At 65.9% G+C, this 12,925-nt stretch carries 11 protein-coding genes and 2 pseudogenes; all 13 read right to left on the reverse strand.

From position 1 onward, the window contains the following. Positions 1-73: 73 nt before the first annotated feature. Positions 74-607: pseudogene (gene sigC, locus ACL03I_RS34075) on the reverse strand (RNA polymerase sigma factor SigC); the annotation flags it as partial. Positions 608-998: 391 nt separating this feature from the next. Further along, complete coding sequence (locus ACL03I_RS34080) at positions 999-1,496, reverse strand: hypothetical protein (RefSeq protein ID WP_397278249.1); 498 nt, start codon at positions 1,494-1,496, stop codon at positions 999-1,001. A 183-nt stretch (positions 1,497-1,679) separates the two neighbouring features. Further along, on the reverse strand, positions 1,680-2,342 hold the full coding sequence (locus ACL03I_RS34085) for a YcnI family copper-binding membrane protein (protein WP_355078065.1): 663 nt from the start codon (positions 2,340-2,342) through the stop codon (positions 1,680-1,682). A 183-nt stretch (positions 2,343-2,525) separates the two neighbouring features. Continuing rightward, positions 2,526-3,161, reverse strand: coding sequence for a hypothetical protein (locus tag ACL03I_RS34090; protein ID WP_355078066.1), 636 nt, complete (start codon positions 3,159-3,161; stop codon positions 2,526-2,528). 594 nt (positions 3,162-3,755) lie between these two features. Then, positions 3,756-4,196: a DUF1931 family protein gene (locus tag ACL03I_RS34095; RefSeq protein ID WP_355078196.1), complete on the reverse strand. Its 441-nt coding sequence runs from the start codon at positions 4,194-4,196 to the stop codon at positions 3,756-3,758. A gap of 13 nt (positions 4,197-4,209) precedes the next feature. Beyond that, positions 4,210-5,934, reverse strand: a complete 1,725-nt coding sequence (locus ACL03I_RS34100) for an FAD-dependent oxidoreductase (RefSeq protein ID WP_355078067.1) — start codon at positions 5,932-5,934, stop codon at positions 4,210-4,212. Then, positions 5,912-6,178 (reverse strand): UBP-type zinc finger domain-containing protein, encoded by a 267-nt coding sequence (locus tag ACL03I_RS34105; RefSeq protein ID WP_355078068.1) that lies wholly within the window; start codon positions 6,176-6,178, stop codon positions 5,912-5,914. The genes ACL03I_RS34100 and ACL03I_RS34105 overlap by 23 nt, the downstream gene beginning before the upstream one ends. Further along, positions 6,175-6,627 carry a thioredoxin gene (trxA, locus tag ACL03I_RS34110; RefSeq protein ID WP_412808012.1) on the reverse strand — a complete coding sequence of 151 codons (453 nt, stop codon included), beginning with the start codon at positions 6,625-6,627 and terminating at the stop codon, positions 6,175-6,177. Before trxA ends, ACL03I_RS34105 begins: the two co-directional genes overlap by 4 nt. Positions 6,628-6,641: 14 nt before the next feature. Further along, positions 6,642-9,275: an ATP-dependent chaperone ClpB gene (gene clpB / locus ACL03I_RS34115; protein ID WP_412808013.1), complete on the reverse strand. Its 2,634-nt coding sequence runs from the start codon at positions 9,273-9,275 to the stop codon at positions 6,642-6,644. Next, positions 9,257-9,585: pseudogene (locus ACL03I_RS34120) on the reverse strand (chaperone modulator CbpM). The gene clpB and the pseudogene ACL03I_RS34120 overlap by 19 nt, the downstream one beginning before the upstream one ends. Further along, positions 9,582-10,487, reverse strand: a complete 906-nt coding sequence (locus tag ACL03I_RS34125) for a DnaJ C-terminal domain-containing protein (RefSeq protein WP_412808014.1) — start codon at positions 10,485-10,487, stop codon at positions 9,582-9,584. The pseudogene ACL03I_RS34120 and the gene ACL03I_RS34125 overlap by 4 nt, the downstream one beginning before the upstream one ends. Before the next feature lie 6 nt (positions 10,488-10,493). After that, a complete protein-coding gene (locus ACL03I_RS34130; RefSeq protein ID WP_412808015.1) occupies positions 10,494-11,033 on the reverse strand; it encodes a nucleotide exchange factor GrpE in 540 nt (179 codons plus the stop codon). 8 nt (positions 11,034-11,041) lie between these two features. Then, entirely contained in the window at positions 11,042-12,925 is a 1,884-nt protein-coding gene (gene dnaK / locus ACL03I_RS34135; protein WP_355078073.1) for a molecular chaperone DnaK, read from the reverse strand.

The raw sequence follows: 12,925 nt of genomic DNA on the forward strand, positions 1-12,925 counted from the left end.
GTCGCACCACCACGCCTATCGGTTCCGCGACATGATCACCGTCGGCGGCGGACCCGTCGATCCCCCGCACCACCGAGACGAGGGTTTCGCGGGCACGGGCCACCCGAGAACGAATCGTGCCGACCGGACAACCCACCGTCTGCGCCGCCTCGGCATAGGACATACCCAAGACCTGGGTCAACACGAACGCCTCGCGCCGCTCTTGCGGCAGACTGCACAGCAGGTCGTTCAACGCCACCTCCTCGGCGAAATCCGGCGTACGCCGATCAGGCCGCTGCTCGAGAATCTGCGACCATTCCGGCACCTGAGTCGTCTTCGGACGAGCGGCGACACTGCGGAACCGGTCCACCACCACGCGGCGAGCGATCGACAGCAGCCAGGTTCGTGCGGTCGAATTCCCGGCGAACCGCGGCAGACTGCCCATGGCCCGCAAGAACGTCTCCTGTGTCAGGTCGTCAGCGGATTGGACATCGGTCAGGTGCGCGACGAAACGCCACACATCGCGCTGCGTCGATTGGATGAACTGCTCCAACGCCTTTCGATTGCCGGCACCGGCCGACAACGCCAGCGCGGTCAGGAGTTCGTCGGACATCCGCGGCCTCCACATCGACGCATCCGGCACACGAGAAAGCGCCCAGCGCTTAGAGCCGATCGAGGAGAAGGACCGTCGCCGCGGCAGGCAGCCGACAGCGGAGAAGGAGAAAACATTCGCACAATTTCTGTTCGCGACACCACCATTCGGCGGTGCGGAGAGACCGGCAGCCGGACTCGCACAGTGCGCACACCGGCGTAGAGGACCGACTGCCGCTGGACGGGGGTCGGGTGTGCGCACCGGCGTCGCGGCAGACCCTGACGGCTTGCTCACGCGCATCGATGACACGAGCGGCTACGTTCGCCCCCGGAATACCGGCAGCGCCGAATCGCGCCGATCGACGATCGGCCGGGCAGCACTGCCTCCACCGGCAGCACAAGGCGTGACTGCCTCCGATGGCGAACTCTCAGAACCGAACCGCGCCCACCGGAGGCCCACGCCGCGCCATCACATGACGCAGCACGCCCGCGCGCAGCGTCTCGATGCGATGGTCGGCTTCCACCACGGTTCGGGGCTCGCTGTCGACCGACGGATGCACCAGAACCAGAAGCAGAGGCGCCAGAATCCGTGTATACAGCGTCGCCAGTAGCGCGAAGAAGGCGAGTTCCCCGCGCCACAGCCACACCGCGCACACCAGCGCGGCCGCCGCGTGCGCAGCGAACATGCCCGCATCACTGTGCGGATCAATGGTTTGGGAAGCGGCGTGAGCGGCCGACATCGATGACATGCCGAACCACACGTGCAAGACCGCCTGCATCACCGCAAGCCCACCGCCGATGGCGAAGAAGCCACGCTGACGATCGGCCAGCGCCCACGCCATCGAACCCGTCGCGGCAAACGCCACGATGAAAGCCGACACCGACACGCTGTGCCCCGCCGAGGCCCCATGCCCCAGCGCCGACAACAACACCGCGATTCCCGCGAACACGATGGCACGTGCCGCCCGCGCGTTTCGGGGCGCGGGCACAGTGTTCATAACGCCGTCCATCATGACACTCATATGCCGGCACTGTCCCGCGGGGTTTCGATCACGGCCTCGCCGCAGGCTGCGAAACCGACGAGCTGATCATCAAGCGGCCGAGCATGATCAGGACCTGCGACGAGCCACTCCCATACCGAGTGCCACAAGCAGGCCCAGGGCGCCCAGCACAATGCCGATCCCGCCGAGCCAGCGCGCGGTCGTATCGCTCGACGAACCAGAACTGGAGGACGCCGACTGGATGTCACCATGGTTGTCGGCGCCACCGGAATGCTTGGCGGCCAACGTCAGCGAAGGAGCTGGACGCTCCGGCTCGGACCCATCACCGTCCGCCTTCTGGTCCCAGCGCACGACTTGACCATCCGCGTAGGTCTGCACCGCGGGGATCGTCACCGTCTCGGTGTCCGGCAACCCGTTCGCCAGCACGGAGAACTGCCCGAACTGACTCGGCCCGATGCCACCCCCGGCATCAGCCGTCCAGGTGATGTCGGTGACGTTCCGCGCAGAGTCTTTCCGCACTACCGCTTTCCATCCCGGAGCGGCTTCGGTATCCGCCGCCGTCACCCCCGGAAGCTGCACCGCGACTTCGACCGTGGGGCTACCAGTGCCCGATTCATTCGGCACCCGGAAAACCAGGACCCCCGACCCGCCGCGAGACGCGTCAGGCCCAGAGACAGTGATGTGCGCAAGCGCGGGGGCGGCCCCCACAGTCGTCACGAAGGCCGCGGCAGCGCCTGCCGACGCCGCACGCACCAACCAAGAACTGTTCATCGTCGAGACCTCTCCTCACGGTGAGAAAACGAACGCAACAGATGCTCGCCGACGACGATATGCCACAACTGCGGCAGAACCGCGCATCTGCCGTGAGCGCCGTCGTGGCGAAGACGGCGCACCGCGAGCTCGGCGTCGTGGAGGGTCCGGCACCCGACCACGACTTCCGGACCTACCGACTGCTCAGTGGGTGTCGTTCCAGAACTGGATACCGGCTGCGATCAACGCCGGGACGCCGACGATTACGGTGCCCGCGACCGCGCCCATGCCTGCCAGTGCGGCGCCGGTGATGAGGCAACCGCCGATCGCCGCCGGAACCGCGAGCAGACCGATCGACACCACACCCCCGGTCGCTCCACCGACGATGCCGCCGGCGACGCAGCCGATGCCGCCGCCGATCGCACTACCCAGCAGGCTCCCGACAGTCGCCGCAGCCATCATCGACATGCTGAAGTTGCCGAGGGCCGCGTTGTAATTCGGATGAGACAGTGCATCGATCTCCTGAGCTGTCGCCGCGCTGATCGGGCGCGCGTCGGCGGGGTCGGCGCTCGGGGTCAGCGTGACCGTATCGCCGTCCAGCTGCGCGGCGATCGGCATCGCGCTGCCACCGTGGACGTAGGTCAGCGGAAGAGTCGCGACGGACGTTCCGCTCCGATCGATGAACTGCAGATGGTCATCGCTGACGGTGAGCGCCCCGGCATCCACGGTGAGCACAACCGAGCGGTCGACCACGTTGGCCTGGAAATGGACATCCGGAGTCTCCTGCGTGGGATCCGCCGTCGCGGTTCCCGCCGAGATACACAAAGCCGAGATAGCCATGGCGGCCACCGCAGCGCCCTTACGAAACATCACTGTCGTCTCAACTCTCGATTTCCTTGTGGCAGCGTGGGTTCGCAGCCGACAAAAGGTCGGAGAAGTTGTCGAACCAGTTCCTGATATGACGCACAACACATACCGGCAGGAGGAACGCGATCGCCGAGACCCGCTGTCACCCGTGCCGACGGTCACGGCCCCAGCTTCTGGGTCAGCTCCGCTCACGCTGTGACTTCGCAGTGAACCACGCCGACCGTAGCGGGCCAACGCGCCGGGGACGGACACCACGTTGAACAGCAGATTGCCCATACTCACCCTGAGAGCTACCACAGCCGCCCGCGTCGCGTTCCCGGGGCAGATCCAGTAGCAGCATGCGGGATTGCCAGTCGCCGATGGGGCGGGTCACTTACAACTCTATGTGGCGGTTAGGTGCCCGTCGCTGACCGCTCGTCTCGGGTTGACATACCCGGAACTCAATCTGCGCGAGTTTGTTTGCTCTACCAACGCACGCTCGAGGGATACATTGCCGTGCAGACTATTTCGCAGTAAGAGCCGTCGCGGCCAGCGGCGGTCTACTGGTTCGCCGGGCACGGGCGGTGGTCAGAGCAGGAGATGGAAGATGTCGAAGGCGATGTTCCATTCGGCGGTCCCGGGGTTCTTACGGTCCGGTTCGATCGTGACGAATGTGTGCGCCAGCGCCACGCTCAAGCCTCCGGCAATCAGCGGCAGTCGCTGCTCGGTCGCCTCGGAAAGGGCCATGTCCAACGGCGGCCGGGCCGCCAGTTGATCGAGCACAGACTGTAGTTCGATCTCCTCATCCAGTTTCTCGAACCGGTGGATGCTCTCCTGCAGTCCCTTGGTGATCGGCAGGTCCCACGGTTCGATCACGTCCCTCAGGTTTGCCTTTGCCGAGGCCTTGCCGATGAGGATCAGATCGTAGATCTTGTCGTCGATGAAATCCGTGTAGCGCTTGACGTCGTTCCGGTCGACTTGCAGGCCGGCCGCTGCCCGGAAGAATTGCTGGAATTTCACGGTACCCATCACTGGCATGTCGTCAGCTCCTGTCGAAGTATTCATGGATTTGGCGAACCGCCATCGCTCCCTCACCGACAGCGGAGGCGACACGTTTCACGGAGCCGGTGCGGACGTCACCGGCAGCGAACAGGCCGGGCAGGCTTGTTTCGAGCGTCCTCGACGGCCGGTCGCCAGTCCGCCGGTTGCCGTCCTCACGGGCGTAGACCGCGTCCATGCCCGTGAGGACGAAGCCGTGGTCGTCGAGTGCGATCGCGTCGGCCAGCCACCCGGTGTGCGGCACCGCCCCGATGAAGACGAACAGTGCGTGTACCCGGAGGGTGTCCTGTTCGCCCGTGTGATTGTTCTCGACCACAATCCGGTCGAGGTACTTCTCGCCGTGGACCTCTCGAATCTCGGTATTCCGGTGGACGGTCACGCGTGGATGGCGTTCGATCTGGTCGACGAGGTACCGGGACATGCTCTTTCCGAGGTCACCGCCGCGGATGAGCAGGTGAACCTGGGAGACACGGTCCGCGAGAAAGACGGTGGCCTGTCCGGCGGAGTTTCCGCCGCCGACGATGGCCACCGGGTCGGTGCCGCACATCCGCGCTTCCTGATGGGTTGCGGCGTAGTACACGCTCGTCCCCTCCAGCACCTCGATTCCCGGAACCGCCAACTTGCGATATCGCGCCCCGGTGGCGAGCACGACGGCCCGGCCGCGAACCGTGCCGCCGTCCGCCAGCCGGAGCACGTGGTGGCCGTCCTCGGACCCTAAACCGCTCACCTCCGCCGACACCAGGATTCGGGCGCCGAACTTGCCGGCCTGGATCACGGCTCGCTCCGCCAATTCGGCGCCGGAGATCCCTGCCGGGAAGCCGAGGTAGTTCTCGATCCGGGAGGAGGTACTGGCCTGGCCGCCTGCGGCGAACGACTCCAGTGTCACCGTGTTCAACCCGTCCGAGGCGCCGTACACGGACGCGGCCAGACCGGCCGGTCCCGCACCCACCACGACGAGGTCGAACACGTCCTGGGCCGCGTCGTGGACCGAGTCCGGGACCGGAAGCCCGACGATGCGGGCGAGTTCCGCATTCGTGGGATTGCGCAGCACCTTCTCGCCGTGCCAGATCACGACGGGGGTGTCCTCGGGGGCGACGTCCAGGCTGCGCAGCAGCTGCTCCGCCCGTTCGTCCTGCTCCACATCGATCCACCTGTGGGGCAATCGGTTTCGAATGGCGAACTGCCGAAGCCGCAACGTATCCGGTGAATAGCAGGAGCCGATGATCCGAAATCCCGAACCGAGCCCGATCAGCAGGTGCCGGCGCACCAGGTAGGCGCGCAGGATGAGATCGCTGAGCACGGGATCGTGGGAAACCAGCTCGCGCACCCGGTCGGCCGGGACGACGAGTATCTCGCCGTCCTCGATCGCCTCGGCGGTGAAGAACGCTACCTGGCCTTCCAGCAGTCCTAGCTCGCCCAGGAATCGGCCGGGACCATGCACGCGCAGTAACCGGCGTTCGCCGTCTCCGTCGCCCTCGTCGATGATCGCGACCTTGCCAGAGAGGATGACGAAGAAGTCGTTGCTGGGTTCGCCCTCTCGGATCAGCACCTCGCCGGGGCGAACCGCTCGACGCGTGCCACCGACCTCGAGTGTCGCGACCTGGTCGTCCGTCAGCCGCGGGTATCCTCCGAGCTCATCCGGAGTCTCGTCGAGCGGCGGAATATCGCGGACGGGAGCGGCGCCCTCAGACGAAGTTCTGGTCGACATAACACCAGCGCCAATCTTCACCTGACTCCATCGACTGGACGATCGGATGGCCGATGGCGTGAGCGTGCGCGCTCGCGTGCTTGCCCGGCGAGGAGTCGCAGCAACCGACGTGTCCGCACGTCAGGCACAGCCTCAGATGTACCCACGGGGTGCCGAGGCGAAGACATTCCTCGCAGCCCTGCGGAGTCCGGGGTGCGACGGGCCGGATCGCGGTCACGTGTGGGTCGACATGGACAGAAGTCATGGCTTCGTCTCCTTGCCTGCTTTTTCCGAGAGCGCCTGGTCGAGCCATGTGCGCAGTTGTGGTACCGGAGCGGCGCCCGCCTGACGAGCCAGGATCTCGCCTCGGTCCATCACCAGCAGAGTCGGTACGGCGCGGACAATGAATCGTTCGGCCGTCCTGGGCGCAGCGTCCACGTCGATTTTCACCAGCTTGATTCGACCCGCGCGTTCCCTGGCGAGCTGCTCGAGCGCCGGACTGACCATGCGGCACGGGCCGCACCACGTCGCCCAGAGGTCGACGAGCACAGGCACCGAGGATTTCTCGGCGACCTCCGCGAAGTCGTCGTCCCCTGCCGAGGCGATCCAGGGCAGCGGCTCGTGGCAGTTCCCGCAGCGCGGTTTTCCTTCCCCGGCCGCCGCCACCCTGTTGAGCTTGCCGCAGTTCGGGCACTTCACCATTTCGGATCCCACGACGGCACCTCTTCTCAGGCCGCCGCGACGGCGGGTTCCGCATACGCGACAGCGAGCTCGTCGCCGGCCACCGTGACACGGATGGCGCCACCCGGTTCGATCTCGCCGCGCAACAGCGCACGACCTATCCTCGTCTCCACCTCGTGGGCGATGTACCGCCGCAGCGGCCGCGCGCCGTAGACCGGGTCGAAACCGTGTTCGGCGATGAGCCGGCGCGCTTCCGGCGTGATATCCAGATGTATTTGCCGCTGCGACAATCTGTTGCGAAGATCGGTGAGTTGTAGCTCGACGATGTGCTCGATCTGGGGCAGCGTGAGCGGGGTGAACAACACGATGTCGTCGACCCGGTTGAGGAATTCGGGACGGAAGTGCCCGCGCAGCTCGGCCAGCACGCGCTCCCGGGCATCCGGTTTGATCTCGCCGTCGGCTGTGACTCCCTCGAGGAGATACAGGGATCCGATGTTGGAGGTCATGATGATCACCGTGTTCCGGAAATCGACCTGCCTGCCCTGAGAATCGGTGATCCGGCCGTCGTCGAGCACCTGCAGCAGGGTATTGAAGACGTCGGCGTGGGCCTTCTCGATCTCGTCGAAGAGCACCACGGAGTACGGCTTGCGGCGTACCGCCTCGGTGAGCTGGCCGCCCTCGTCGTAGCCGACGTACCCGGGGGGCGCACCGATGAGCCTGCTCACCGTGTGCCGCTCTTGGTACTCGCTCATGTCCAGGCGCACCATGTTGTCTTCGCTGTCGAAGAGGGCACTGGCCAGCGTCTTTGCGAGCTCGGTCTTTCCCACGCCCGTCGGGCCCAGGAAGATGAACGAACCGATCGGCCGGCGTGGGTCACGGATACCCGACCTCGCCCGGATCACCGCGTCTGCGACCAGTTGCACCGCCTCGTCCTGACCGACGACCCTCTCGTGCAAAATCTCGTCGAGCTTCAACAGCTTCTCCCGCTCGCCTTCCTGCAGCCGGGCGACCGGGATACCCGTCCATGCGGCCACGATCTCTGCGATCTCGTCTTCGGTGACCACCTCACGCAGCAACGGATTCCGGCCCTGCCTGGTGGCCAGTTGCTCCTCCGCCGCCCTCAGTCTGCGTTCCAGCTCGGTGATCTCGCCGTATCGCAACTCGGCGGCCCGGTTGAGGTCGTAGTTGCGCTCGGCCTCCTCGGCCTCGTGGCGCAACCGTTCCAGCTCTCCCCGCAGCTCCTGCACCCGCCGGATCGCCTGCCGCTCGGCCTCCCACTGAGCGTGCCTGGCGTCGGCCTCGGCCCGTAGGTCGGCCAGCTCCTTGCGCAGCTCTTCGAGGCGCGCCTTGCTGGCCGCGTCCGTTTCCTTGGACAGCGCGGCCTCTTCGATCTCCAGCCGGGTCACTTTCCGGGTGAGCTCGTCGAGTTCGGCGGGCATGGAGTCGATTTCGGTGCGCTGCCGAGCGCATGCCTCATCGACCAGGTCGATCGCCTTGTCCGGAAGGAAGCGGTCGGTGATGTACCGGTGCGAGAGGGTCACGGCGGCGACCAGGGCGCCGTCCTTGATCTTCACGCCGTGAAACACCTCGAGGCGTTCCCGAAGTCCGCGCAGAATCGAGATCGCATCCTCGACACTGGGCTCGTCGACGAGAACGGTCTGGAAGCGACGCTCCAGTGCAGCATCGGATTCGATGTGTTTGCGATATTCGTCGAGAGTGGTGGCGCCGATCATGTGTAGTTCGCCGCGGGCGAGCATCGGCTTGAGCATGTTGCCTGCGTCGAGAGACCCGTCGCCGCCGACTGATCCCGCGCCCACAACGGTATGTAGCTCGTCGACGAACAACAGGATGCGCCCCTCTGCCGCCTTCACCTCCGACAGCACCGCCTGCAGTCGCTCCTCGAACTCGCCGCGATACTTCGCGCCGGCCACCAGGGAACCCATGTCGAGCGAGAAGATCGTCTTGTCGCGCAGGCCCTCGGGCACGTCGCCGCGGACTATCCGCTGGGCGAGGCCCTCGACGATCGCGGTCTTACCGACGCCGGGGTCGCCGATCAGCACCGGATTGTTCTTCGTCTTCCGGCTCAGGATCTGCGTTACCCTGCGGATCTCGGCATCTCGGCCGATGACCGGATCGAGATTGCCGACCCGGGCCTCGGAGACGAGATCGCGTCCGTACTTCTCCAGCGCCTCGTACGCCCCTTCCGGGGTCGCCGATGTGACGCGCTGATGGCCGCGCACTTTGGTCAATACGGCGAGGAAGGACTCTCGCGTGACCCCATGACTGGCGAGGACCCTGCCTGCCGCAGTGGCCGACCCCTCCTCGGAGAGGGTCATCACGAGATGCTCCACCGACACGTAGGAATCCTTGAGTCGCTTCGCCTCCCGTTCCGCGGCGTCGAGCAGCCTGGCCAGGCGCTGGGTGATCATCACCTGTCCGGGCGTCGCGCCGGGGCCGCTGACCTTCGGCCTATGCGACAGTTCACGTTCCAGATCGGATCGCAGGGCATCGACGTTGGCGCCGGCCTGCTCGAGCAGTCGAGGTACCAGCCCTTCCCGCTGATCGACCAACGCGAGCAGCAGGTGCTCTCCGTCGACCTCGGTGTGACCCATTCTGGTCGCTACATTCTGGGCTTCCTGCAGGGCTTCTCGTGACTTTTCAGTCAGGCTGCCGGTGTCCATGGGGTGCCCTCCTTCCGCGGGAAGCTGCTTCGAGTTTCTCGATTCGATCCAGCAGATCGAGTACGAGCCCGATGGCCGAGTAGTTCAGGCCCAGACCGGTCCGCAGCCGTTGGATGCGGGCGGCGTGGGCCACTTCGGATGGTTGGAACGACATCTCGCCGCCGGCGTCTCGGTGGGCGTCGAGCAGGCCGAGCGCCACAAGCCTTCGTGCCAGGTCTGGGTGCAACCCGGTACGTTCGGCGAAGGCATCTGGCGACAATCCGGGACGGCGAACCAATACGTACCGGGTGACCGGGGTCGGGGTGCTCATGTCTCTTTCCTCGGATCGAAGTTCGATTCGGTGGCCAACTGCTCGAACAGCTCACGTTCGCGTGCTGTCGGTTTCGACGGCACCATCACCTTGATCTCGGCGTAGAGGTTGCCGTTGGGGCCACGCGGATTGGGCATCCCTTCTCCGCGCAGCCGCAGCTTCCTTCCCGTCGACGAGCCCGGTACCACTTTGACTTTCGCCTCGCCACCCGGGGTGGGAACGACGACGGTCGACCCGAGCACCGCCTCCCATGGCGATACGGGCAGGTCCACATAGATGTCCCGGCCCTGTATCCGGAAGCGGGGATGCGGCTTGATCCGCACCACGAGGTACAGATCCCCAGGCGGCGCGTCACCGTTGCTCCGCCCGCCTTGCCCGGCCAGCCGGATTCTCTGACCGTCCAGGACACCGGCGGGAATGTCGACGTCGTACTGGCGTCCGTCCAGTCTGAGCGTACGTTTGCCGCCCCGATACGCCTGTTCCAGAGTCAGTTCCAGTTCCGCTTCCTGGTCGGCCCCGGGAATCGGCCCGTACCCGCCGGCGCCGCCGAACATCTGCCCGAAGAGGTCCTCGAAGTCGACGGCGCCCTCGCCACCGAAACCTCGACCGAAGTGCACCCTTCTGCCCCCGCCGCCGTACCCACCGGCGCCGGCCCGGACCCGTTCGTCGTAGTCCTCGGGCACACGCCGGAAGTCCTCACCGAATCGGTCGTAACGTTTCCGGGTGTCCGGGTCGGACAACACCTGGTAGGCCTCGTTGGCCTCCTTGAACTTGTCCTCCGCAGTGGGGTCCTTGTTCACGTCGGGGTGATACTTGCGCGCCAGCTTGCGGTACGCCTGCTGGATTTCGTCGGTGCCTGCGCCGCGCGGGACACCGAGGACGTCGTAGTAGTCACGCGCCATCGGTGCTCACCCCTCGGGTCGGCTGACGACCACCGAGGCGGGACGCAACTGCCGACCGTCCTCTCCATAGCCCGGGCGCAAGACCTCGATCACGGTCCCGGAGGGAACGTCCGGTTGGGCCACCACGCTGACCACTTCGTGTAGCTCCGGGGAGAACGGCACACCGACCTCGTCGTGGCGCTCGAAGCCGAACTGCGCCAGCACCTGCACCGCTTGGTCTCGGATCGCCTTCACGCCCTCGACGACGGCCTGGGGATCGCTGCCCGCATGGGCCAGCGCGAGCTCCAAATTGTCCAGCACCGGGAGCCACGCAGCGGATACCTTCGCCACCTCCGCGGCGCGGGCACGGTCCAGATCCTTGGCAAACCGCTTGCGCAGGTTGTCCAGATCTGCAAGGGCCCTGCGCCAGCGGTCCTCGAGTTGAGCCAGCTCGGCCCCCGTGTCGGTGCGATCCGGCGCCGTCTCGGTCTGATCCCCGTCGGTAGCCGACTCGGTAGCCGACTCGGTAGCCGACTCGGTCGTCGAATGATCTGCGGACCTTTCCATCGTGTGCCTCAGCTTCGATCGAATTCGGCGTCGATCACGTCGTCGTCATCCGACGACGCCGCTTCTCCGCCGCCTGCCCGGTGTCCGTCTCCGCCGCCGGACTGGACCGGTGCGAGCCCGTAGAGCAGCTGCTGCAACTCGGAGGTGAGTGGCTCTACCTCGGCGGGGGGAGCATTGTCTTCCACGGCTTTCCTGGCGTCGGCGATCAGCATCTCGGCGCGTGCCTTGTCGTGCGGTGGAGCACTGTCACCGAGTTCGGCGAGTCGCCGTTCCACTTGATAGGCAACCGAATCCAGCGCGTTGCGCGCGTCGACCGCCTTTCGCAGCGCCTCGTCCTCGGCCCGGTTCCGTTCGGCCTCCGCGAGCATGCGCTCTACCTCACTCTGGTCGAGGTTGCTCTGCTCACTGATCGTGATGCTCTGCTCCTTACCGGTGTCCTTGTCGCGGGCGGTGACGTGGAGGATGCCGTTGGCGTCGATGTCGAACGTGACTTCGACTTGGGCCTCGCCACGGGGTGCGGGGCGGATGCCTTCCAGCCGGAAGCGACCGAGCACCCGGTTGTCGGCGGCGCGTTCGCGTTCGCCCTGCAGGACCACGACATCCACTGCGGGCTGATTGTCTTCCGCGGTGGCGAACACTTCACTGCGCCGGACCGGGATCGTCGTGTTGCGCTCGATGATCTTGGTCATCACCCCGCCCTGGGTCTCGACGCCGAGGGACAGCGGGGTGACATCGAGCAACAGCACATCGGAGACCTCGCCCTTGAGCACGCCCGCCTGGACTGCGGCACCGAGCGCCACGACCTCGTCCGGGTTGACGCTCATGTTGGGGTCCTTGCCGCCGGTGAGCCGGCGAACCAGCGCCTGCACCGCCGGAATACGTGTCGAACCACCGACCAGAATCACCTCGTCGATGTCGTTGGCGGTGACCTTGGCGTCACTCATCGCCTGCTTCACCGGGCCGAGGCAGCGTTCCACCAGATCCGCCGTCAGATCCTCGAACTTCGATCGCATGATCGTGGTGGTGAGGTGCTTGGGACCGTTCGCGTCAGCGGTGACGAAGGGCAGGTTGACCTGGGCCTGTGTCACCGAGGACAGCTCGACCTTGGCTTTCTCTGCTGCCTCGAAGAGTCGCTGCAACGCCTGGGCGTCCTTGCGCAGATCGATGTTCTCCGCCCGTTGGAACTCGTCGGCAAGGTAGTCCACCAGACGTCGGTCGAAGTCGTCGCCGCCGAGATGGGAGTCGCCGGCCGTGGCACGAACCTCGACCACTCCCTCGCCGACGTCGAGCAGGCTCACATCGAAGGTGCCGCCGCCGAGGTCGAAGACCAGTACGGTCTCGTGGGTCTGCTTGTCCATGCCGTATGCCAGTGCCGCGGCGGTCGGCTCGTTGATGATTCGCAAAACCTCGAGGCCCGCGATCCGGCCGGCGTCCTTGGTGGCGTTGCGCTGTGCGTCGTTGAAGTACGCGGGAACGGTGATGACCGCTTCTTTGACCTTCTCACCGAGGAACTTGCTCGCGTCGTCGACGAGCTTGCGCAGCACGAGGGCACTGATCTCCTCCGGCGCGTACTTCTTGCCCCGCACGTCGAAGCGAGCCTCACCGTTGTCGCCCGGCACGACGTCGAAACTGACCGCTTTGGCCTCCTCGGAGACCTCGTCGTAGTGACGTCCGATGAAGCGTTTCGCGGAGTATATTGTGCCCTTCGGATTCAAGATCGCCTGCCGTCGGGCGAGCTGACCCACCAGCCGCTCCCCGCTCTCGGTGAAGGCCACCACCGACGGCGTCGTCCGCGCTCCCTCGGCATTGGAGATCACCCCCGGCTCGCCGCCTTGCCAGCTTGCGATGACCGAGTTCGTGGTGCCCAGGTCGATACCTACAGCGGTCGCCAT

The sequence above is a fragment of the Nocardia sichangensis genome, from assembly GCF_047200615.1.
GTDB lineage: Bacteria > Actinomycetota > Actinomycetes > Mycobacteriales > Mycobacteriaceae > Nocardia > Nocardia sichangensis.